Origin of the sequence: Rossellomorea aquimaris (genome assembly GCF_008180865.1) — a bacterium.
GTDB classification, from domain to species: Bacteria; Bacillota; Bacilli; order Bacillales; family Bacillaceae_B; genus Rossellomorea; species Rossellomorea yichunensis.
In genome coordinates, this window is record NZ_VTEX01000005.1 from 183,475 (window position 1) to 207,389 (window position 23,915).

Below are 23,915 nucleotides of genomic sequence, written 5' to 3' on the forward strand. Positions count from 1 at the left end.
TACCCATATATAAGAAAAAATTTTAGTATTCTTTTCGTAAAAGACCATATATACATCAACATCTTCATACTTTTCGTGTAGTAGCCTATTCTGCCTTAATACTCCTTCTTTTTGTAAACCAGCTTTCTGTAAGACCATTGATGAAGCCTGATTTCTGGAAATAGCTGATGCCTAAATGCCTGACTGGGGACGGTTCCATTATACTTTTGGTATAGAGAGCCTTATCGCCCTTTTAGTCATACATAAAGACTTACACATCAATTGCATATTATATTAATAATGTAACAATAAGTAATTATCTCTTACCTTTTCGTTCTAAAAGTATAGGGGCTATATTTAGTAAGATAGAAACAATTGTCAAAAACCATAATGCCCTTGACATACCAGGAACTACATCCGATAAAGCCGCCCAATCTTCCACTTTTACCACCGGGATACATAACTGTAATCTGCACAAAGTGTTAATGCTGTAAATGATAGTCCCATCGCCATAGCAAGCTTATAATCCTTTCCTGCTGTATACATATAAAGATTTATAAGAGTTGCTACTTCCTCCATATATTTTTATTGTTTACTAATGTGCTTCATCTCCATTTTTTGCATTACTTTCTTATTAGACATTCATACGTCAAATCTTCTTATTTTATAGTTAATGCTCTTCCTTTTATGATTTCTTATTGGACAAACCTGCTCATCAGTTTAAGTACCTTCTTCCACTAATCTGCACGTTAACCCTTCTTAGATCAAGGTCCTCTTTAATTGAAGGTAGAAATACCCCACCAAGAAGATTTTCCTTACTAAGAAACGAATTTCAGAAAAATGAACTCACACTATCATTAGTTTCCTATTTTAGAATGATAAGTAACTCCTAATCTTCGGGAAGTGAATGGTCGTCCTTGTGAATATGTCTTTCTTTGATTCGATTGATAGGTCATGACCTAATTTAGTTGCTAACCTCTTAGCAAGGTAAAGTCCCATTCCGGTGGACTTGGAATAATTCCTGCCCGTTTCTCCAGTAAATCCTTTTTCAAATACACGACGGATATCTCCCTCTTCGATTCCAATTCCGTTATCTTCTATAAGAATTCTTTTTTCCTTGGAATCTTCCTCGAAACGGATTGAAATCTCTCCTTTTACATCGGTGTATTTCAATGAATTCGCTATGATTTGATCAATGACAAATCCAAGCCATTTACTATCACTTTGAACGTTCATCTCTACATCAGTCATGTGTAAGCGAATACCTTTATTAATAAAAATCTTGGCATATTTTTTTATGCTAGTTATCATAATTTTATTCGCATGTACTTCTCCTATAAAATAATCCTTCGAGAATGAATCAATACGAGAATAAAAAAGGGCCTGCTCGACGTAATCATCAATCTTATTCAGTTCATCTTCGAATTTATCTGTCATATACTCCACTGATCTGTTTTCGCTATTTTCGATAAGCAACCGGCTGGCTGCAATCGGAAGCTTGACTTCATGAATCCATGATAGGATAAATTCTTGCTGCTCCTTCTTTTCTTGATGAAGAAGTTGAAGTTGCTTTTGATAATTTCCCAGCATTTTTTGAAATAAATTCAAAAAAAGGCTTTGCTCCAGTTTTTGAGCATCTGGTAAAACGGCAAGCACTTCTTCTTGATTACTTTCAACCATATATTTGAATTCACTGTAAAACTTTTTTCTGTATAAGAAACCTGCAGAGATGTAAAGAACGAGAAGAAAGAAACAGCTGATGTTGATGTACAGCATTAATGACAAACCTTTTTCTTGCACATTGCCGAAGAAAACCACAAGTGAAATGAATACCATCATACACAGGTAAAAAGTTAAGAAGTAGCGTTTGTCTTTAATATAATCTGGTAAACTCATTGGATGATGTACCCCTCACCTTTCTTAGTTGTGATGAATTGTTCTTTGCCTAAATCGGCAAGCTTTTTTCTCAATCGGGTGATATTGACGGTCAATGTATTATCATCAACAAAGCTTTCATCCTTCCAAAGAGCCCTCATTAGTTTCGTCCTATTGACGACCGCCCCTTTATTTTGCAAGAGGATCTTGAGAATGGTGAATTCCGTTTTAGTCAATTCGCTTGCACTCCCCTCATAAGACAACTGCCAATCCTTCAGATTCAAAACGACTCCTTCATGCTCCAATATGTTGGCATCTGCATTTATATAGGAATAAGAACGGCGCAGGAGAGCATTGACCTTTGCCATCAACACATCTGTGTCAAAAGGCTTTTGGATGTAATCATCTCCCCCCATGTTCATGGCCATGATCATGTCCATGGGGGTGTTACGAGAAGAGATGAATATAATAGGAACACTGGAAACATCCCTGATTTTATTACACCAATAAAAACCATCAAATGCCGGTAAATTAATGTCCAATAATATTAATTGTGGATTTTCGTTGGTAAACTGCCCAAATACATCATTGAATTCCTCCGTTTTATTTACATCAAATCCCCATTTCAAGACTGTTTCTTCCAGCATATCCCTAATTATTTCTTCATCTTCTACGATCATGATTTTCAAAACGGTATCCTCCAAAATGTCCGATTTAAAATAGATAATTGCTTATTCTCTTACTTATACTATAGAAAATGACGGCGGAATGCATTATCCTGACAAAAATGTAAGGTTGGAAACCTGATCTGTAAGGTAGAAGTCGATTGATATCTTTTACAATGAAACTGTAAGATACAATATAGCTTCATATGGAGGATAACTAAATGAGTGCAATCTTAAAAGCAAACTAATTAAAAAAGATATATGGTGCCAAGGGAAATTTGTACACAGCACTAGAAGAAATCGATCTTGAGGTATCAAAGGGTGAATTCGTCGGCATTATGGGGCCCTCCGGAGCCGGGAAGTCCACACTGTTAAATATCCTGGCAACGATTGATCAGCCAACTTCCGGCGATCTATTCATTGATGGAGAAAGCATTCTTCATATGAAGGAAGATGAAGTTTCTTCATTCCGACGGGATAAGCTGGGGTTTATCTTCCAGGATTACAACCTGTTAGACACACTTACGGTGAAGGAAAATATCCTGCTGCCACTGGCCTTGGCAAAAATGAATGTAAAAGAGCTTGAAGCCAAAGTCCATCAAGTAACAGGAAAATTCGGGATACAGTCCATATTAGAAAAATACTCCTACCAGATTTCAGGCGGTCAAAAACAGCGTACAGCAGCCGCTCGGGCAATCGTTGCCAATCCAAGTCTTGTATTGGCGGATGAGCCTACAGGAGCTTTGGATTCTAAGTCGGCAACCGATTTATTGGAAAGCTTAAAAGAATTGAGTGAACAGGATGCAGCGACCATTTTAATGGTTACGCATGATGCCTTTGCAGCAAGTTACTGTCAGCGTGTTCTATTTATCAAGGACGGCAGGCTTTTCACAGAACTGGTGAAAGGAAAAGAATCACGGAAAGAATTCTTCAATAAAATAATGGATGTATTGTCTGCCATTGGAGGTGGAATACATGACTCTATTTAGTCTGGCCAAAAAGAATATAAGAGGAAATTTCAGCAGTTACCTCGTTTACTTTATTTCACTTGTTTTCAGTATGGTCATTTACTTTACCTTCGTTTCGCTTCAATACAGTGAGAAAATACAGGAAAATATTCTTCTCTCTGACACGATGAACTTTATGTTCATGGCTGCCTCTTTCGTTTTAATCATTTTTGCAGCTGTCTTCATTATCTACTCCAACTCATTCTTTATGAGAAATCGGAAGAGAGAAGTCGGACTCTATTCGATGTTGGGGTTGAAAAAGAAGACCATTGGCAGAATGTTGTTTTATGAGAATCTTATTATGGGAGTTCTTTCATTGGCGGTAGGGATTCTTTTCGGAACTATTTTATCAAAATTATTCTCGATGATCTTGATCCATCTCATGGGCTCAACATCTGAGATCGATTTCGGATTTTCACTAGAAGCCATCGCACAAACGGCGCTTGTATTCATGGTGATCATCCTGTTCACTTCTATCCAAGGGTACCGCTTGATCTATCGATTCAAATTAATAGAATTATTTAATGCAGCAAAAAAAGGAGAGCAGCAACCAAAAGCCTCCCTAATCTCAAGTATTATCGGAGTAATCTTGCTTGCCATCAGTTATTGGCTGATTTTGAGACCGTTTCCCGAAGAAATGACCATCGAATATATCCAATTAAATTACGGTACGGCTTTAATCATCCTTATCATAGGGACGCACCTATTCTTCAGGTCCGTCACCGTCTCATTGTTAAAACTGACGCAAAAAAAGAAAGGCTATTATTATAAAGGGACAAATCTAATAGAAACAGCTCAATTGATCTTCCGCCTAAGAGGAAATGCACGCACATTCACACTCATTGCTATCTTAAGTGCTGCAACCATCAGCTTCTTCGGGGCAACATACGGCGGATACTACGGAAATGCCCGACAATCAGAAGAAGATGTTCCATTCAGTTATTCGCATTTATCAAAAGGAGAAACATTTGATACAAAGATTGAAAAAATCATCAAGGATGATCGGCAACACCCAGTGAAGGCCCAGCTCACCATACCTGTGGTGACAGCGAAAGGAGACCTCTCCTTTTCCCTGGATTACCTCACTGATCCGATTAAAATCATTTCAGAAGAATCGTTTAATTCAGTTTCATCAGCACTGGACCGTGAAGATACGGTTTCACTTCGTGGCAATGAGGCAGCTGTGATTAAACCGCGTCTGACAAAGTTCACGGATGATGATTTTCAGGGTGAAACGATTAATCTGGAGCTGCCTGCCATTGGCGAAAAGCTGAAAATGATTGATATGGTTGAAGGCAATGTCCTTCCCTTTGACTACCCTGATTTTTTCGTAGTAGTAAGCAACGATAAGTTTGAAGAATTCGCCAGCGAATCTGCTCCACTGGTGTATAAAGCGTATGAAGTGGTTGATGAAAAAGCAACTGTGGAAACGTCAAAGGAATTAAACAGCTTGTTTGGAGAAGATTTTCAGGCATCCTCAACCTATTATCTTGAATATAAAGAAGGTAAAGAAGGTAACGCCCTCAACCTCTTTATTATGGGATTCTTAGGACTGGTTTTCCTGGCCGCAACAGGAAGCATCATTTATTTCAAACAGCTGACAGAAGCTAATGAAGTAAAACCTCAATACGATATATTAAGGAAGGTGGGGGTCAGCAGGAAAGAAGTCTCAAAGTCCATTAAAAAGCAAACGCTTTTCATCTTCGGCTTACCATTATTAGTTGGTATAATACACGGTTCCGCTATTTTACATTTTACAAGCAACTTTATGTCAAACTTGATAGGCGCTAACATGTTCGTTCCAATGCTGACTGCTATGCTTGCCTTCATTGTTATTTATCTTCTTTATTATATTTTGACTGTTAAGACGTATAACCGGATAGTAAATAAATAAGAAGAGAACACCTCCACTGGGGTGTTCTCTTCTTATTTCTCCTTTGAAGATACTTAAAATTCATTGATTTATGTACCAAGGGCTAATCTCCGGTTAAATGTAGAACACACTATTACTGTGGAATTAGGCTATAATTTCTTAACAATCGTGCCAGTGGAGCATGGACTTGACAACAACTTATGATGGTGGAGAACTTTTTTGAAGGGACTGATACATGCGTCTATTACCCCTTTATCGGCTTTTTCAATATCTTCTCCCTCTAGATGCTGATAGCTTGATTACTTCTACACCCTTTTTTGTGGTGTCAGAAGGTAACTCAGCACTAGGTGTGGGGGTAACACCGATCCCGGACATTCTAGTAGAGACAGGTTTTCTTACTAACAGTTTTGATGTTTCGCTTCTTAGCACCCGCCCCGAGGAGTTTGCTGCAGCGATTGCGGCACCAATCATTCCTAGGCTAGGGATATCTCCGGATAACAGAACTATCAGAATAGTATTATAACTTTGTTGTCACAGGTATGATAGATAAATAGGCTTTACATCCAAAATAAATACCAAGATCATCCCACACCAGATAAAGTTGGTGGTGCTGGAATCGGAAGTTCAGTCAATCCAAATAAAAAGCCAATCAGTAAACCAGCAAAACAGCTAACATAACTTAATATGCCACATTGTCCTCACCTTCTTCTAAAGTGTGACAAAAGTACTTAGTCACTCTGTATTAAGTTTTCGAAGCTCCCAAGCAATATGCGCACTTTCCTCTAATTCTTCTAATGCAAAAAATGCTTCCATGATACTTTTTCCCGGCACTACCGGACCGTGATGGCTCAACAGCCATCCATCACTTGAATGTACGCGTCTTTCAAAAACGTGAAACAGTTCTGTACTGCCGGGTTTTTCATAAGGAATTAAGCCGACTGTTCCCAGTTTCATTTTCAGGTATGGAGTATGATCCGGCATACAATCTGATTCATTAAGGCCAGGCAGACAACTCCAGAGCACACTATACGTGCTGTGCACATGAAGAACTGCACCCGTATCCGGTTGTGCTTTGTATACCGATAAATGCAACGGCCATTCTTTGCTTGGTTTTGTTTCATCATATTGGACGCCATCCATGTCCAGTACAGCAAACTCATCCGGTTTCAGATTTCCAAAGCATGTACCAGTAGCAGTCACATATATCTTGCCTTCATGCAGAAAACTCAGGTTCGCGACACTCCCGGTTGCTTTACCGCGTTGAAAGAGGCTTTTGGCAGCCCAAATAGCATCTTTAATCTTTTGATCTAATGTTTGCTCCATATTTTCCACTTCTCTCTTATGTTAAAGATAAGGCTTGAAGGAAGAAATCAGATTGTCCAAAGTTTCCACTTTTAAACACCATTCGGATACGCTTATCTTCTATTGGTATCATGACAGGTACTCCTGGTGAAATACTATCTCCAATATGATATCCCTTGTATCCAAGCCTTTTTGCCACCGCTCCACTCGTTTCTCCGCCTGCAACAATGATTCTGTGAAACCCGGCTTGAACAGCAAGTTCTGCTAAATCCGCCGTTGCTTTTTCTAATCTTCCTGCAACTTCTTCTTTCCCTTGTTGCTGAATATCCCGTACCTTCTCAGGTGTGTCACTGCTGTATACCAGGATTGATTCTTCTTTGTTTTGAGAGATCACATCCCAAATCTTCTCGACAGATTCTTCACCTGAAATCAATTTAAGAGGATCCATGAAGTAGGCTTTACCACCTGATCTTTGATATTCTGTAATCTGGTTACGAGTGGCTTCACTGCAGCTTCCTGCTAATAATAACGCTGGTGAATCTGATCGCTCAAAGCCATTCGCTTCCGCATTTTCCTTATACATTTTCGCCAATGGATAGGCAAGGCCGCTGCCGCCGGTAATGAGTTTGAGTCCTCCAAAAACCTGGACCAGCTTTTCCGCGTCTTCTTCTTTCTCGTAATCCGGGATAATATAAAAATGCGATTGCTTATTTTGTGCTGCTATTCTTGTAATCTCCTCATTTACTTCTTCCTTGTATAAAGTGTCTGACATTTTCACACTGGGAAATTTGCTTTGCGCATCCATTAAATGAACCAGATCACAATCCCACATTGGCGTAAGCGGATGATCCTTCATAGGACTCTTATCGAGTGGAACTCCATTAACATATAAACATCCTTCTTTAACAATACGTCCATTTACCGGAAGTGCAGGACAAAGAATCGTATAAGGAACGTCCAGCTCTTCCATTACAGCATCACAAATCGGGCCGATATTCCCCTCAGGTGTCGAATCAAATGTGGAGCAATATTTTATATAAAACTGTTGGGCACCTTGCTCTTTTAACCAGGCTATCGCCTCGAGCGAATCTTTGACAGCGTCTTTTGGATTTTGAGTACGTGTTTTTAAGGCAATGACACATACTTCTGCTTTTGGAGCCTCATCAATTTTAGGTATTCCAGTGTATAAAACTGTACTAAGTCCGCCTTTCACAAAGAAAGAAGCGATGTCACTGGCACCGGTAAAATCATCTGCAATAACACCAAAGCGCAATTGATTCACCCCCCTGCTATGTTTTTATGTACTACTTTACCAATTCAGCTTCTGCTTCTTGATAGCTCTTGTTCCGTACCTTTACACCCAACAAATCTTCAAAATAACAAATCATGGCATGCTTGTAGAAATCGCCTTGTCCGTTTTGTAAGGCAAGTTGATACGTTTGCATCGTTCCACTCAACGTTGGCAGTGGAATCTGATATTTCATTAACACTTCATTCATGCTTTCCATGTCTTTATAGGCTCTTTCAAGTGAAAAACTATGTTCAAAATCCCCTTCTAACACCTTAGGAATCAATGTTTTTGAAGCAAAACTGGATCCAGTTGCCGTCATTAATACATCACCGAGCTTCTCTGGATCCAAACCAAGCTTCACTCCAACCGGTAATAATTCACTAAAGCTTGCACAACAAATATTTAATACACAGTTATTAATCATCTTCGTCAGTTGACCAGCCCCGTTTTCACCCATATAGAGTATTTGTTTCCCCATCCGGTTAAGCATAGGTTTTATTGTATTAAATAGTTCTTCATTTCCGCCGCACATGATTGTAAGTGTTCCTTCGATCGTTGTTCTCGGATGACCGGAAATAGGGCAATCCATATAGTCAATTCCATTCTCTTTGCAGGTTTCTGCGATTTCTACTGCACCTAAATAACTTATTGTGCTGAAATCAACAATTTTCTGTCCTGGCTCCATATGTTTAAGTAAACCGTTTTCTCCGACTATAACCTTTTTTACAATCTCTAAGTCCGGCAGGCAGAGAAAGATATAATCACTATCTGCTGTATCCAGAATATTGGTTGTAGTGTTAATCCCTTGTGTATTGAATTGCTCTAATGCAGTTGGATTTGCATCACAGACGAGATACTCATACTCACCTTCTTTTTCGCCTTTTGCAAGATTTAATGCCATACCGGTGCCCATTACGCCTAATCCAATAAAACTTACTTTCATTGAAATCTCTCCTTTTTCTTTGAAATTATTTCAAGGGCTAAAAAACGAAGAAGTACTGTATTTTTTGTTTTTTTCTGTAACTAAGCGTTTACTTTATCCCGTTCTAATGCACTGATCACCACTTTTACCGCTTCTTTCGGACTTGTTAACACCGGGAGTCCCAATGTACTCGTTTCACCTTCTGCACATGCTTGTGTAATCTGGGCAAGAATGATGACTTCACATCCTCTTTTTTGCAATTCCGCTGCCGCAAGACGATTAAGCTGATTATGTTCTTCCTCATTGCCAGCCTTCAATTTTGTCATAGCCTGCGTAGTGATTTCTGTATCTACCTCAATTTCTTTCCTCAATTCCTTGGCAAGCTTCTCTAATTGGGCTTTTGTGGCTGGTCCGGATGGTGCAGTCGTTGCAACGACGCCTATCTTTGAATAAGTAGTAACTGCCTTTTCTAACATCGGACGATCTACTGCAAAGATCGGTACTGATATAAATGGCTTAACAGAATCCACTACAGGGGTCAGGACGGTACATGCTACAATAATCGCATCCACTCCCGCTTCCTGTGCTTTACTGGCCATATTGATAAAATCCCGATATAATTTATCATCGATTCCATTGATTTGGTTCGCATGATACTGGATATTCTCATCAACAAAGTTTAAGACCGTTACTTCCGGTGCCAGTCGTTTGAAGGCTGCATTTAAAGGTGGTACAGCATTACAAGTTGCATGTATAATACCAATTTTCATATCGATTCTCCTCTATTCATTAGTCATTAGAGAGTTCCTTTTATAGAGTGACCTTTACCTTACCTGAAGTTTTTTTTAGCACATTAATCATTTGATTGATATCTAATACTTTTTCATTGACATTTAATGTATTGCATAACCGGCTGATATGAGGCTGTTTTAACATCGCTTCTTCCAGGACACCATGGTTCCAGAAAACATCTTGCTTATGACTATCCTGAACGACTCTTTTATTTGCCATCACGATGACACGTTCAAAGTTGTTCACGACAAATTCCATATCATGTGTAATGGTAATGATCGTTTTCCCTTCTTGAACTAATGAATCAATAATGTACCCCAGTCTTTTAATGGCCAGGGAGTCTTGTCCGGCCGTTGGCTCGTCTAAGATAATCGTATCTGTATCCATTGCAATGACCGAGGCAATGGTGACAAATTTCTTCATGGAATAAGGCAAGTTATACGGATGTATATCCAAGAATGGCACGATTCCTGTCAATTCTGCTGCCTTCATTACGTTTTCTTCAATCTTCTGCTCTGAAAATCCAAGGTTTTTAGGTCCGAACCTAATTTCACTTTTTACAGTTTCGTGAAAAATTTGATCATCAGGGTTTTGAAAGACATATCCCACTTTTTTGGATATCTGAGCTGTTGTGTAATCTTTTGTATTCAACCCATCAATGATCACATCACCTTGAGTTGGCTTTGTTAATCCATTCATCATTTTCACTGTTGTGGTTTTCCCGGCACCATTTTGTCCAACAATGGCTACTGATTCACCCTTTTCGAACGACATGCTGACGTTTTCAACCGCTTTAAAACCATTGGGATAACAATAGGTAACATCATTTAAAGTTAAATAGCTCATAATTTCACCCCTTGTAATTCCATCCATTGTTTCATCACTTGAACGGAGTCCCTTTCAGTAATGGGTATTCTTTCTGTATGCATATTGTGTTTTCGCATTTCTAAATCCAATAGCGTATACTGGGTTAAACCTAAACCGTAGTCCTGTGTATCTTCTTCAGAAAGCACGTCTTCCGTTCTTCCTTGTTTCTTAATCTGTCCATCCTGAAGAACGATCACATAGTCTGCATACTCAGCAATTAACTCGATCTTGTGCTCTACTAAAATAATTGTTTTTCCTTTTTTCTTCATAATATCGATTACCCTGAATATTTCCTCCGTACCTTGTGGATCCAACTGTGATGTCGGCTCATCAAAAATGAGAATATCCGGCTCCATTACGATAATCGAGGCTAAAGCCACCCGTTGTTTTTGTCCTCCTGATAGCTCATTCGGGTTTTTGTCTTGGATATACTCAATACCCAATAATTTAATGATGTCTTGAACTTTCTGTTTAATCACACTGATTTCGACCCCGAGATTCTCCAGTCCGAAAGCTATCTCATCAAAAACAGTTTCCTTCACGCCACTGATCTGGGTGAATGGATTTTGAAACACAAACCCCACCTTCTGGGCAAGATCACTTGGATCCCAATCTTGAACATCCTTCCCATCAATCAGCACTTCTCCAGTTCGTTCTCCCTTGAAAAAGTGGGGAATGAACCCCCGGATCACATTGCAGAGCGTTGTCTTCCCTCCGCCGTTCACGCCGGCGAGCGCATAGAACTTCCCGCTTTCAATCGTAAGATTCAGATCATGCAATACCTTTTCACTTCCGGTAGGGTACTGGTATGATAGATTTCTAATCTCTATTCCACTCATAATAAAAACCTCCAGATCAGGATGGAAACAACTACAATCAATAAGATGGCTCTTACTACATGATCACTCTTCGTCTTTTCCAAATGGTGCAAGCTTGTCTTTTTGGTCCGGGCTGTGAAAGCTCTGGATTCCAACGTGATGGCTTTCTCATCTGTGCTTGAAAATGAGGATAATATCAGTGGGGTCAATGCCGGTACAAATGCTTTTATTCGTATACTTAGGTTTCCTTCCGTTTCAACACCGCGGGTTCTTTGTGCATCCATGATCCGTAATAAATGCAGCCTCATTTCCGGGATAATTGTAAGTGCGGATGAAAGTACATAGGTAGCCTTTGGCGAAACTCCTGCTATTTCTAAAGCCCGCGATAAATCATTGATTTTTGTAATCTGAAAAAATAAAACAATGGCTGATCCCACCGCCAATATTTTCGAGGTTAATTGTAAACTGAATTCAATTCCTTCTTGTTTAATGGAGAAGATGCTCCATGACCACAATATGTTCTCTCCCGGATAGAAAAATGATTGCAAAAGAAAAATCATGACAACAATCGGTACCAATCCTTTTAAGACGAAGTCTACGTACAGTTTTGTTTTTCCAGCTGCCATTGCAATAATCAAACACAGCACGGGAACCAAATAGGAATAGATATAACCTGGCAACAGTAACGGGGTCATCATTAATAAGGCGGTAAATAAGAATTTAGTAGTTGGATAAAGACTTAGAATAAAGCTTCTTAGTTTTTCCATAAGTATATCTCCCCTATCATAGTAAGGTTCATTTTTTCACTGATTCATGGAAAGAATCGGATGAATGCATACAAGCCCTTTTGTACAAAATGATGGGGTGATTGATGCAGTGACCGCAGATTTATCAACATGTTCACACCATGCCTTTATGAAATGCTTTTAAGCTCCAATTTTAGTGTTTTTATGATTGTAAGTATTAAGATATAAGTGGCCATATTTCTGTTTTGACAGGTATTGATCTGACATCTTTCGAACAATCATATAGGCAACCATGATCGAAAGGATTTTATCAATACTTTCAACAAATATCTTCTGTGTTAAAACAGCTGTCCATATTTCTTTGCCTGAAGCTAAAAGGACGGCAGTGACTGTATCTGATCCAGTTCCTGAAGCTCCGCCAAACACGATAACCGTTGTCGGGGTAGCGATTAATATGGCAACGATGGCCACAATAAACCCTGTAAAAGCAACCTTCCAAACATTTTTTGTCATCCCCTTTTTTGCCATGAAACCGACAACAATTCCTGAAGCCATCGCAACCGGCATAAACGCCAGCTGAGTAGGATTGAATATCCCGAATATTAGTTTTGAGACCCCACCAGTTACTGCCCCGACCCAAGGACCGGCTACCATCGCAACAATCATCGTGCCAATTTGATTTAAGAAGAGAGGGATTTTTAATATTTCAACCAATTCACCAGCAACTACATTGACTGCTACACCAATGGGAATGAGCAATATGGAAATAAGCGTAAAATCCTTTGCTATACTTTTCATCTTTTATCCTCCTTTTTATATGGGCTTTTACTAAGATTTAATTTCTTCAGACATTCCTTGCTAATGAGCAGCATCAAACCTGCTGCCAGCTTTTTTCTCCTCAAGATGATGATGAAACTTTTTATACATATTGGTGAAATACGGCTCATATTCATTCGCCAATTGAATACTTGCCTGGCTTTTTTTAACAAGGGACTCATGTTTTTCTTTTACTGTTTGGAGTACCGCTTCTTCATCGAATGTAACAATGTTGCGATTCCTGAGAACCCATTCTCCCTTGACCATGACCGATTCTATCGAACTCCCATTCTCGTAATACACAAGCTGAGAGATAAGATCTTCGTTCATCGCCAAAGCAGGTGAACGTTTGGTTAGTAAAACAAGATCCGCTTCATAACCTTGTTTAATTTTCCCCCGCTTTTTCTCTTCACCCAATAAGTGTGCCCCGCCAATTGTAGCCATTTTCAGCACATCTATTGGTTTCAGCCATTCTTGGAATTGAGAATGTTCCTGCCGGCTGTGCATAACAGCTATCCTCATTGCTTCAAAAAGGTTATGGGAGATTCCGCAATTGGAGGAATCCGTCCCCAAGGCCACGTTCATTCCTTTTCGCAGATAGGATGATACGTTCGCTCTCCCGCTGCCAAGCATCATATTACTGACTGGATTATGAACAATGGAAACACCACGATCAGCTAACACCTCTGCCTCATCATCTTCAATCCAAATGGAATGAGCCGCTGACAACCTTCTTGAAAGCAATTGTTGTTCCCGCAGTCTGCCAACTATCCCACCGGAAAATGCAGCATCCCCGACTTCCTTTTGAATTTTTGTTTCCAGAAGATGAGTATGAACATATGCCCCTCTTTGTTCACTTAATTCTCTACATAACGCCAGCATTTCCTCGGAACATCGCTGCGGAGCATTCGGACCTAACAAAATTTGAATACGATTATTTTTATCATGCCACTTGTTGAAAAGGGAGTTATAAAACGCTTTCATTTCTTCATCTGATATCGGTGCTGCTTCGTCTAGTTTTCGCTTCCTGTCGCTCGGCAGCTCAACTGGAAGGAAATGATGATCAGGTACATCATGCATCATGGGAGCAAATCCAACTCTAATCGATGATGCCTCATATGCTTTAAGTGCGGCTTCTGATCTTCTGATATGCGGAAAATGGTCAATACAACTGGTCACACCGCTTTTAATCATATCGATTACACCTAAAAGTACTGCATTGTAGATATCTTCGTCATCAAGTGAATATCCATATGCTGTTGTATAAAGGGACCATATCTCCAATGGAAAATGGCTGGTTGTCCCTTTTAACAGATTTGAATAGGAATGATAATGAGCATTTGTCATACCAGGCATGACGATCATTTCGGATCCATCGATTGTTTCATTGGCTCCAATTGGCGGTTCACTCCCGGGGTTATGCGGGATCACTTCTTTTATGAGTCCGTTTTCCACCAGGACACTGCCCTGGATGATACCTGCATCATCATCCATCGTAATGATTGTGACGTTTTTAATGAGAGTTGACATGATGTCACCCCTTCGAGGTCTAATTATCTAAAAATTCAAATATTTTAATGCGTTATTTAGGCGATTCGGCATATTGTGTTTCTAAAGTAGAAATACGTTCAGCAAATCTTCCTGCCAGGGTCTCTCCGTCAACATCCATCAGGATAGAGGTATTGGGTTCTGAATGACCCCACTGTCCTGTAAACTCAGTGACAGTCTGACCAGCTGTAAGTTCCCCTGACGTTTCAATGGAAACATAGGCCGGCTGTACCTCAAAGAGTTCAGGCCAAAGCGCATAGGCTACGGCTGGTACGTCATTAAAGAAAACGCCGGTCTCCGTTTCTGACGATTGCTGGACAGCAACGTAAGCCTTACGCCGGAATTCAGCGGCCTCTAAGAGGAAGGATCCTGGACGGGTATTCGTATCCCTTATGCGTTTTAGATTTTCTGGTGAGATTCTCACCTTCGTACATACATCGAGACCGACCTGAACGATTGGCGCACCCGAATCGTACACTGCCCTTGCAGCCTCAGGATCAGCTGCCAGATTGAAGGACGCAACCGGTGAATAGTTCCCGGCGACACGGACTGCACCGCCCATGACAATAATTCTTTTCACTTTCTGCGCGATACCAGGGTCTATAGAGAGAGCCAGCGCCACGTTCGTCAGTGGACCTATCGCCAAAATAGTGATTTCGTTCGGTGCTTCGTTACAAATCCTCACAATCTCCATTGCCGCATACTCCCCCGCCTCCGATACAGAAGGGTCTGGAACCTCTACTCCGCCAAAACCATTATTGCCGTGGATATGCTTGGCAAAGTGCGGTTTGCGTATAAGCGGCTTGCTTGCTCCGCGATAAACAGGGATATCTGTTCTGCCTGCTAATTCAAGTAATGAAAGTGCATTATGCGTCGCAGTTTCCACCTCGATATTTCCATGTACTGTCGTTAAAGCTTCGATACGCAGTTCCGGAGACGCGAGCGCAAGATAGATTGCGGCAAGGTCGTCGACTCCCGGATCAGTGTCAATAATTACTCGTTCCATCATCATGTTAACTCCTCCTATTATCTTTTCTATAAGAATACCGAGAGACAAACATCAGCACTAAACCCTTAATGAAAATAAGGTTTCGTATGTATGAGGGGCCATGATCGGTCCCAACGCCTTCAATACTCTGCTTCTATTAAAACTAAACCAATTGAGAGTTTCTTTCTCTGTCTACCCCTTCGCAGAAGCGGCGTGTTTTGTCTTCGTCAACCGGGTTCGTCATAATATCATCGATTTTTGCCCCATATCCAAAGACAGCTCCATCCGCATATTTGAGTAGATTTGCAGTTTCAACTTTCATTCCGCTGCCAATGATGATTGGAACATCAGGGACTGCATTCCTCACCGCCTCTAAATTCTCAATTGAAGGAGGTTGAGCTGATTCTTCACCTGCAAGAATAATCGCGTCTGCCATTCCGCGATAGGCAGTATCGCGAGCCAAGACATCAATAGGTCGGGCGGCTAAAGGAGCTGCATGTTTTGTTTGAATATCTGCGAAAATCTTGACTTTCTTCTCTAAACCAAGAAATTTACGATATCTTGCCACCAGGTGGGCCGTACCGTTAATGAGCCCCTGATCGGTCACATACGCATCTGTCAGGACGTTAAGTCTAATAAAATCAGCCCCTACTGTTCCAGCTACTGCTAATGCTGATTTCCAAGAGTTTCTCAGGATATTAATCCCCATTGGAAGCTTCACTTCGCGTCGAATTTCATGAGCAATCAATGTCATCGCTGCCACTGTTTCAGGTTCCTCTGTTTCAGGGTAAAACGGGTAGTCATTAAAGTTTTCTACCATGACCGAGCTGGCTCCGCCCTTTTCAAGACTTTTCGCATCACGGATGGCAGCTTCTAATACTTGATCGATATTCCCTTCATATAGAGGTGATCCAGGGAGCGGACCTAAATGAACCATACCTAATACAGGTTTTTCCACACCGAAAATATTTGTGAATGACGTTTTCATATTATTTTCCTCCTCCTTTTTTCTATTTATCATGTACTTAATCTGGATGACTTCTGGTCATATGATTGAACTCTCCATCTTTTCTATGAAACCAGTCAGAGTTGTGGGGGAATGCATTTATCCTTTGCTTCCGGTTGAAGCCATCCCTAAATCGATTTCGTCGAGAGAGAGTGCAACATCGGCATCCATACTTGGCGCCCGGAGCTGAGAAGTGAGTCCGCCATCAATGACTAAGACATGACCTGTAATGTATGAAGCTTCAGGCGATGCCAGGAAGCAAACTCCATTCCCAACGTCTTGCGGCATTCCGAGCCTGCCGAGTGGGATGAGAAGGTCAGGTGAAGACTCATTTCCGACTGCTGTACGGTTTTCAACCCACATGGAGCCCGGCATCACAGCATTCACCCGAATTTTCCATGGAGCCAGATCAAGTGCCATTGCTCTTGTAGCGGCCTCAATTGCACCCTTCGTCGCATCATAAGCGACACGATTTCGATGAGCGCGTGTTGCCCCTCCAGAACTCATATTGATAATGCTTCCGCCCTCACCCTGGTGGACCATTGCCCTTGCTGCCAATTGGCTGCAGTAGTAAAGTCCATTAAGGTGTACATTCATGAGGTTCTCCCACATAGCGAAGTCCGTTTTCAGAAAGTGTCTTTCTGAGAGCGGCCCGTGACCAATACCAGCATTGTTAACGAGCACATCTATACCGCCTTGGAAATGACGGGCTTCCTCAAATAGGTTTTTCACATCTTCACTTGACGCTACATCCGTATAGACGAACAGACCTTTTCCTCCAGATTCGATGATCTCCTCCACACAGCGCTCGCCCGCTTCAGCATCAACATCAGCAATGACCACCGATGCACCTGCCTCTGCGAAAGCCAGGGCAATTCCGCGTCCAAGTCCCTTAGAGCCGCCAGTCACGATCACACGTTGCTTTTTTATATCACTCATTTGTTTTCACACCTCATTTAATTTCAATTATCAATTTCGTTTGGATTAAATTCTTCAGGCAAACGATTATTTTTATCTATTACTAAAACGCTGACTTGCGATAGAAAATACATGTAAGCCTTTTCATTTTTTTATTGAACACCCCCTTAAATATTGCCGAAATATGGGTAGTCCTACTTGGTCTGTTCAGCTAACGCTGATTCATCTGCCAATTCGATCGTTGTATAATCCTCCAATGTATCAGAAAACCAGTATTGCAAATCTGCTTTTCTTTCATCGAGATAAACAGGTTCCCCGTTAACAAGTTTCATGGGGATATCGTGTCCAGGTACTAAAATACTGTTCTCCCTTTTTCTCCACAATCTCCAAAGGTAATCGATTGATTGTTGGCTTTCTGATAGATTCAGTGTCATATCCGCATTCCTTGATAAGAGTTCCGCCCTGTTCTTAGCGGCATCCCCGCTGAATATCAGATTATAATCACCATTGTCTACGGTGTACGCCAAGTGACCCGGTGAATGTCCATCCGTCTGATGCGCAACAATCCCAGGAACGATTTCTTCAAGATGGTTGACCAACCTTATTTGTGAAGAAGAATTTAATTCCTTCACATACAATTCAGGAACATGCCATCCTCCAGGCGGTTCGTTTAATGCCCACTTCATATCCGCCTGCCCCACTACGATGGTCGCGTTAGGAAACATAGTCCAATTAACGCAATGATCCCAATGCGTATGTGTCAGTAAAACCATCGATATGTCACTCGGAGATAAACCTCTTGCTTCGAGTTTATCTAATATTAATGGCCTGACCCCGAAACTGCCGACATCAATAATAATATGTTGGTCCTTGTGGGACAATAAGGTGACTGTACTCCATCCTAACCCCCCATGGGTTGATGACTTTCCGGGAAACCCTTGAATAAATATGTTGTAGTCGAACATTACAATCCCCTTTCATCGTTGTGATTAAGTATGATACCTCGAATGAATCAAAAGGTATATTTTAAATGAGATCAATTTAGATGGTTTAGATTGATCAATGATCAGTAAACGAATATCAGATAGTGTTAAAAGACTATTTCTGGAAACGTTTCCACACAACCTCATTCCATCCCACTTAATTTTGACATTTACGATCTGGATATCAGCCAGATAGAATAAAGAGCTATTTTTTAGAGCTTTATGGAGGTTTGTGGACATAAAAGGTATATTTTGGAGCTGATTAATCGCACAAATACCAAGATATTTAGTTGAGTAAATAATATATATTGTATTCAGACAAAAAAATTGATTTAAATAAGATGGAAACGTTTCCACTTATTTAAATCAAATTATACATACTTAGTAAACCACTTTCAATGATTTTTTTGAAAATTTATAAAATTATATTAATTAACACAGAATCATCAAACGTCTTTTAAACATTATTCTAAGTCATCCTTTTGGAATTACCTGCTTCTATCGCCATAGTTGACTCCCTTTCAATTAGATTTGGATAAAAGAGGACTGTTTCTTTAATTATTTGCTTTTCCTTAATTGCTTTAACCATGATTTCTATAGCCCTTTGACCCATTTCATTAATAGGAGTACGAATAGTCGTAAGCATAGGAGACAAAATTTCCGCATATTGAGAATCATCAAAACCAACAACTGATAATTGCTCTGGAATTCTTATATTTAACTCCCTTGCAGCTTTGTAGACACCTACAGCAACACTATCGCTTACCGCAAAAATTGCCGTAGGTCTATCATTTTTTTGTAATAATCTCATTGCATTTTTATACCCGCTTTGAATATAAAACTTGTCAAAAATCACATAATCGTCATTTATAGGAACGCCTCTTTCATTCAATGCTAACTTGTACCCCTGGTGCCTTTCGATTGATGCATAAGATTCAAGGTCCCCGCCGATAAAGGCAATATCCTTATGCCCTAAATCCAGAAGATGTCTCATCGCTTTATATGCTCCATCAACATTATCAACTACGATCTCATTAAGAATTAATTTCGGGAATTTCCCCCCTAATATGACAACTGGTAGCTCAGGATAGTTTTCCTTCAATTCTTTTATATTTCCATCATCAACCTCTGGAGATGAAAAGATGATACCATCGACTCCCTTAGCGATCAGTAGGTGTATATACTCTGCTTCTTTCTGCAGATTGTTATCTGTATTACATAAAAAGATGTTGAATCCATGACTATTTGCTCGATCTTCTATTGTTCTAGTCAAATCTGAATAAAAAATATTCTTTATATCAGGTATGATTAAACCAAGAGTTAATGTCTGTTTCTTCTTCATTGCAGCAGCTACCAGACTCCCTTGGTAGTTAAGTTTCTTTACTGCATTCAGAACCTTTTCTTTCGTTTTTTCACTTGTATATCCGCTCTTATTAAGTACTCTCGATACAGTGGAAATTGAAACTTTAGCTTCTTTAGCAACTTCCTTTATTGTTACCATCACCAACACATCCTTATGGAAACGTTTCCTCATTTATTAATGCTAATATAATTCTACAAATTTTGTCGTTTTCCTTTTATTTCAAACAATTTTCTCAATAAATTCACACGATAGTTATTCGGATACCGGATTATGTATGTTTCATATTATTCCATTAAGCTGCCTTTTAGTGGAACAATCTTATATACTTATACTAACAGAAATCCTCTTAACTTTTTTGATTCTATATTACACTAAATGCTTCACATTATAATAAGACCAAGGAAGTGGGTATAGTTTTCTCCTTGGTCTTTTTCACCTTTAAATATGCTGACTGTATCGATGTAAATCCCAATCATTTCAAATAAAACTGATTAAACGCAAGAAGAATTTAACAATTCCTATTAAATCTATGACCTTGGGGAAGAAGTTAAGGTTCTGGCAGGTCAAACAGTATTTTTGTCGAAATTTATACATAAGACGTATTTAAATGGGGGAGAAAATGATGGCAGAAGTTTTGTTGTTACACCATGTTTTAGGCAAGACCAAGGGGATTGAATCTATCGCAGATCAGCTGAGAGATGCTGGGCATATAGTGCATGTGCCAGATTTATTTGAAGGTCGAACATTTCCCTCCCTGGAGGAAGGCTTAGGATATGTGAAGGAAATCGGATTTGAAGAAGTGACGGCGCGTGGCATTCAGGCAGCAGGCGACCTTTCTCGAGATGTCGTCTATGCTGGTTTTTCACTCGGTGTCCCGGCAGCACAGCAGCTCGCTCAAACCCGCGAAGGCTCAAGAGGTGCACTGTTTTTCCATGCCTGCCTCCCGACCTCGGAGTTTGAATCTCCGTGGCCAGCCGACCTGCCTGTACAAATACATGCCATGAATGAAGATCCTTTCTTCGTTGAAGACGGCGATATCAATGCGGCACGTGAACTGGTGGAGTCTGCCAATCACGCTGAGCTTTTTTTGTATGAGGGCAAGGAACATCTCTTCACTGACAGCAGCATACCTTCATACAATGCTGAGGCGACGAGGCTTGTGATCAAGCGGGTTCTCGACTTTCTTGCATAGTCATCAGGAAGCATGGGGACTGTTCTTGTGCTTCCTTTTCGATAAAAGGAAGCGGCAAAACCGCCCCCATGAATAGCCGGGTCAATTAGTCGTTCTTCAACCCTCTCTCCAGTTACATTAAGATGAGTTAATGACATTTATACTCCATCTTTAGAAACTCATATGTACTACTATTTGTATCTTGCATAAAAGTCTCTACATCTTTAAACCCAACTTTTCTGTATAGTTTTATCGCTCTTTGATTAATGGTTGCCACTGATAATGTGATTTTTTCAGATTTAAATTCTAAGTGTACATAATTTATACCTGCCCTTAAGGCTTCCAATAGAAACTCCCACTTATACCTAACTACCAGTTCTCTGCTTTATTTACTAGTAACAGTATTAATTAACCCTTAAACAGAATCTTCCATTAACCTGCCCAATAATGGAAGAAGGACAATACCTGATTATTTAGCTGATCTTCAGGTAGTACCCCTTTTAGTTTACTAACAAATTTATAAAAGCGGTTCCCCAATAAAGAAAACTCATAGTTAAAAACACAGATGCAAATACAGTAAGTGCTTTTGGGAATTTTCCATAAAAATAAATTATTGTTAATCCTATAAATATATGAACGATAATAAAAAGAAAAATATTCACTCTTTCACCCCTACCAAATTGTAACATTTTGTATTAAGTGAGTGTATACTTCCTTATTCCATTACTTCCCGTTCGTGTTATTGAAGAAGGGCAATAGCGACTTAATTAGTTGATCTTAAGTTATTGCCCCCGTTAGTTCAATAAGAAACACTAAGAATTTCTTGTTTCTAACCATTCATCTTCTAAAATACTCATTTCCCACAAGTTCCAATATTCATCATCATTTTTTCTTGCGTCCCTTAGTAACCCCTCTTTGATAAAACCCGCCTTTTCATAACAAGCAATAGCAGATAGATTGAAATCAAACACTCCAAGACTAACTCTATGTAAATTAAGTTCATCAAATGCCACTTTGAGGATTTCTTCCATCAATAGTTCACCTACTCCTTTACCTCTGACATTTTTATCACCAACTAATACTTTTCCTACTCGTGCAGATTTATTTATTCTATCAATTTTCCCCAAAGAAATATGACCAATTACGTTTCCAGTTTCATTATCGATTACTTTATAAATCAAAGTATCAGAGTTATCATTATTGGCATTCTCAATGTATTTTTCTAACTGATTTTCAGTTAAGGGATATGAGAAAGCAGGACCTCCCCATTGAAGTAAAAACTGAGGTGAATCAATCCAATCAATAAGCTGTTTGAAATCTATACTTTCAAAGTATTTTAGTTTGACCATTAGAACTTCTCCTTTTCTTTGTATTTTCTATTCTATTATATAATTTCTTGTTCAACTAAAATGCCCAATAACGGAATAAAGAAAAAGCTGAAGATCAGCTGCCCAATCTTCAGTTATTGCCCCTTTAATGGAATAATTCTCTGCTATTAGATGGCATTTTTATTTTGGTTTAAATGAAAATCATTCAGCTGATTTCCATTTATAAGCCCGTTTGCGAAAGATACTAAATATCTGCAATCCAAGGTAAAAAAGAATTCCAATTGCCATTATGATATTTCCCCAAACTATCCACCCCATTCCAGTCCAACCTCTAATATAGACAATCCCTATAATAAAAGCGATGTAACCAAGAAACATTACGACGAAGGGAGTGATTAACACTTTTTTTAACTTTGTAAACAAAAAGTGAACAAAAAACAAGATCACAATTGCACCTAAGATTTCCACAGATGTTATCGCTTCCCCCAATAATTCCCTCATACAACAATCTCCCCCTAAATATTGACTTTTACATTTAACGTTTACCATTTGTTTTTATTTTAACTGAGCTAAATTAAACCTAAATATCGTTTTGGCTCAACCGCCTATTCCATTTGCTAATAATAAGAAAAATACAAAAACAAGAACTGTTCCATTCGTTAAAACACCCATAATACCTAATAACCACTTTTTAGACAGAACGGCAAAAACGATTCCAATTACCGAAAGAATACCCAAAATGGTAATCACCAACGACAAATCTGCGTTGGGTCCTCTAAGAATCAGAAACACAGCTACACTAATTAGCACCATTAAAACTGATAACAAAGCGTATTTGTTCATCTTTTCATCCCCCCTCTTTAATTATCTTGTGTTTTTACTTTGTTTTTCCTTTCTTAATTAGACGGAAACCGAGTCATTTAGGATCGAATTATTCCATTAAACTGCCTTTAGCGGAGTAAAGTGAAAGCTGATGATAAAGGAGAAAACGAAATCAAGATTTTCTTTTGATCCAACAAAACCTAATACTAGAAATATAAAACTCATAGTGAACAAAATGACTATTACTCTCCTTGTACTCATTCATCACCGCTTTTACTAACATATTTAAGTTAACAGTTTGGCTTCTTATTATAGATTGTTCGATATGTACTCATGATTATGGATAAAACAAATACGTATAATAAAAAAGTTTTTCCTGCATTTTTTAAGATTTCACTGTCATAGTAACCAGCAAAGTGAAAGGCAATAAAAACAATCATTGTATAAATAAGATACATTATCTTATTTAAATTTTTCCTAAACAATAATACGAATATTTGAGAAAGTGCCAAAAATATACCTACAACACGAGTGCAAAAAAACGGTTCGTAAAAAAATAGACTAATAAATAACCCTAGCGCAGCAATAGAGTCGATAATTATGGACCATTTGATGATAGACAAAGACTGTCCCCCATTTCTTTTTTGCGAAAATTTGATCACAGAACGAATAAGCTTTTGGGATGCCTTACCTTAAGAAAATTTTCAAACCTACCATTACATAATCATCCCTTAAGCTATTTTCTTTAACGTTAAATCGATTTAACGCAGACCTGTCTACTTTTTTGAGAAAGAACTTCTTATTTAATCCTCAACATAACTTGCCTATCCCTGTA

The 23,915-nt window shown here is 39.3% G+C and carries 23 protein-coding genes and 1 pseudogene; 3 read left to right on the forward strand and 21 right to left on the reverse strand.

The window, feature by feature from the left end; translation table 11 throughout:
• Window positions 1–295 precede the first annotated feature (295 nt).
• From FZC88_RS24585 to FZC88_RS18830, 3 genes and pseudogenes are all read right to left on the reverse strand, one after another.
• Window positions 296–558: pseudogene (locus tag FZC88_RS24585) on the reverse strand (hypothetical protein).
• A gap of 291 nt (window positions 559–849) precedes the next feature.
• Window positions 850–1,875, reverse strand: coding sequence for a sensor histidine kinase (locus FZC88_RS18825; RefSeq protein WP_148996016.1), 1,026 nt, complete (start codon window positions 1,873–1,875; stop codon window positions 850–852).
• Entirely contained in the window at window positions 1,872–2,543 is a 672-nt protein-coding gene (locus FZC88_RS18830; protein WP_148996017.1) for a response regulator transcription factor, read from the reverse strand. Before FZC88_RS18830 ends, FZC88_RS18825 begins: the two co-directional genes overlap by 4 nt.
• Before the next feature lie 254 nt (window positions 2,544–2,797).
• On the opposite strand from FZC88_RS18830, the gene FZC88_RS18835 reads away from it, so the two are divergent.
• Window positions 2,798–3,508 (forward strand): ABC transporter ATP-binding protein, encoded by a 711-nt coding sequence (locus tag FZC88_RS18835; protein ID WP_397541206.1) that lies wholly within the window; start codon window positions 2,798–2,800, stop codon window positions 3,506–3,508.
• Window positions 3,495–5,420, forward strand: coding sequence for an ABC transporter permease (locus tag FZC88_RS18840; protein ID WP_148996019.1), 1,926 nt, complete (start codon window positions 3,495–3,497; stop codon window positions 5,418–5,420). Before FZC88_RS18835 ends, FZC88_RS18840 begins: the two co-directional genes overlap by 14 nt.
• A gap of 560 nt (window positions 5,421–5,980) precedes the next feature.
• Here FZC88_RS18840 and FZC88_RS24765 read toward each other — a convergent pair.
• The 15 genes from FZC88_RS24765 to FZC88_RS18915 form a co-directional block, all read right to left on the reverse strand.
• The gene (locus FZC88_RS24765; RefSeq protein WP_148996200.1) at window positions 5,981–6,085 is read right to left on the reverse strand and encodes a XapX domain-containing protein; all 105 of its coding nucleotides are present in this window, start codon (window positions 6,083–6,085) and stop codon (window positions 5,981–5,983) included.
• 46 nt (window positions 6,086–6,131) lie between these two features.
• Window positions 6,132–6,722, reverse strand: a complete 591-nt coding sequence (locus FZC88_RS18850) for a class II aldolase/adducin family protein (protein WP_148996020.1) — start codon at window positions 6,720–6,722, stop codon at window positions 6,132–6,134.
• A gap of 16 nt (window positions 6,723–6,738) precedes the next feature.
• Window positions 6,739–7,974, reverse strand: coding sequence for a 3-oxo-tetronate kinase (gene otnK / locus FZC88_RS18855; RefSeq protein ID WP_148996021.1), 1,236 nt, complete (start codon window positions 7,972–7,974; stop codon window positions 6,739–6,741).
• A gap of 31 nt (window positions 7,975–8,005) precedes the next feature.
• The gene (locus tag FZC88_RS18860; RefSeq protein WP_148996022.1) at window positions 8,006–8,935 is read right to left on the reverse strand and encodes an NAD(P)-dependent oxidoreductase; all 930 of its coding nucleotides are present in this window, start codon (window positions 8,933–8,935) and stop codon (window positions 8,006–8,008) included.
• 80 nt (window positions 8,936–9,015) lie between these two features.
• On the reverse strand, window positions 9,016–9,684 hold the full coding sequence (locus FZC88_RS18865; protein WP_148996023.1) for an aspartate/glutamate racemase family protein: 669 nt from the start codon (window positions 9,682–9,684) through the stop codon (window positions 9,016–9,018).
• Window positions 9,685–9,724: 40 nt separating this feature from the next.
• Window positions 9,725–10,552, reverse strand: coding sequence for an energy-coupling factor ABC transporter ATP-binding protein (locus FZC88_RS18870; protein ID WP_148996024.1), 828 nt, complete (start codon window positions 10,550–10,552; stop codon window positions 9,725–9,727).
• Complete coding sequence (locus FZC88_RS18875) at window positions 10,549–11,412, reverse strand: energy-coupling factor ABC transporter ATP-binding protein (RefSeq protein WP_148996025.1); 864 nt, start codon at window positions 11,410–11,412, stop codon at window positions 10,549–10,551. The genes FZC88_RS18870 and FZC88_RS18875 overlap by 4 nt, the downstream gene beginning before the upstream one ends.
• Window positions 11,409–12,158: an energy-coupling factor transporter transmembrane component T family protein gene (locus FZC88_RS18880; protein WP_148996026.1), complete on the reverse strand. Its 750-nt coding sequence runs from the start codon at window positions 12,156–12,158 to the stop codon at window positions 11,409–11,411. Before FZC88_RS18880 ends, FZC88_RS18875 begins: the two co-directional genes overlap by 4 nt.
• A gap of 159 nt (window positions 12,159–12,317) precedes the next feature.
• Window positions 12,318–12,935, reverse strand: coding sequence for an ECF transporter S component family protein (locus FZC88_RS18885; RefSeq protein WP_148996027.1), 618 nt, complete (start codon window positions 12,933–12,935; stop codon window positions 12,318–12,320).
• A gap of 60 nt (window positions 12,936–12,995) precedes the next feature.
• Window positions 12,996–14,483 carry an amidohydrolase family protein gene (locus tag FZC88_RS18890; RefSeq protein ID WP_148996028.1) on the reverse strand — a complete coding sequence of 496 codons (1,488 nt, stop codon included), beginning with the start codon at window positions 14,481–14,483 and terminating at the stop codon, window positions 12,996–12,998.
• Window positions 14,484–14,535: 52 nt separating this feature from the next.
• Entirely contained in the window at window positions 14,536–15,513 is a 978-nt protein-coding gene (locus FZC88_RS18895) for a nucleoside hydrolase (RefSeq protein WP_148996029.1), read from the reverse strand.
• A 139-nt stretch (window positions 15,514–15,652) separates the two neighbouring features.
• The gene (locus FZC88_RS18900; RefSeq protein WP_187443694.1) at window positions 15,653–16,477 is read right to left on the reverse strand and encodes a BtpA/SgcQ family protein; all 825 of its coding nucleotides are present in this window, start codon (window positions 16,475–16,477) and stop codon (window positions 15,653–15,655) included.
• A 117-nt stretch (window positions 16,478–16,594) separates the two neighbouring features.
• A complete protein-coding gene (locus FZC88_RS18905) occupies window positions 16,595–17,434 on the reverse strand; it encodes an SDR family NAD(P)-dependent oxidoreductase (RefSeq protein WP_148996031.1) in 840 nt (279 codons plus the stop codon).
• Between the two features lie 173 nt (window positions 17,435–17,607).
• A complete protein-coding gene (locus FZC88_RS18910) occupies window positions 17,608–18,378 on the reverse strand; it encodes an MBL fold metallo-hydrolase (RefSeq protein WP_148996032.1) in 771 nt (256 codons plus the stop codon).
• A 487-nt stretch (window positions 18,379–18,865) separates the two neighbouring features.
• Window positions 18,866–19,897, reverse strand: coding sequence for a LacI family DNA-binding transcriptional regulator (locus tag FZC88_RS18915; protein WP_187443695.1), 1,032 nt, complete (start codon window positions 19,895–19,897; stop codon window positions 18,866–18,868).
• A 484-nt stretch (window positions 19,898–20,381) separates the two neighbouring features.
• Here FZC88_RS18915 and FZC88_RS18920 point away from each other — a divergent pair, with 484 nt between their 5' ends.
• Window positions 20,382–20,951 carry a dienelactone hydrolase family protein gene (locus tag FZC88_RS18920; RefSeq protein ID WP_148996201.1) on the forward strand — a complete coding sequence of 190 codons (570 nt, stop codon included), beginning with the start codon at window positions 20,382–20,384 and terminating at the stop codon, window positions 20,949–20,951.
• A 791-nt stretch (window positions 20,952–21,742) separates the two neighbouring features.
• On the opposite strand, the gene FZC88_RS18930 is transcribed toward FZC88_RS18920, so the two are convergent.
• From FZC88_RS18930 to FZC88_RS18940, 3 genes are all read right to left on the reverse strand, one after another.
• Window positions 21,743–22,279, reverse strand: coding sequence for a GNAT family N-acetyltransferase (locus FZC88_RS18930; RefSeq protein WP_148996034.1), 537 nt, complete (start codon window positions 22,277–22,279; stop codon window positions 21,743–21,745).
• A 180-nt stretch (window positions 22,280–22,459) separates the two neighbouring features.
• Entirely contained in the window at window positions 22,460–22,759 is a 300-nt protein-coding gene (locus FZC88_RS18935; RefSeq protein WP_148996035.1) for a hypothetical protein, read from the reverse strand.
• A gap of 96 nt (window positions 22,760–22,855) precedes the next feature.
• On the reverse strand, window positions 22,856–23,101 hold the full coding sequence (locus FZC88_RS18940; RefSeq protein WP_148996036.1) for a hypothetical protein: 246 nt from the start codon (window positions 23,099–23,101) through the stop codon (window positions 22,856–22,858).
• Window positions 23,102–23,915 lie beyond the last annotated feature (814 nt).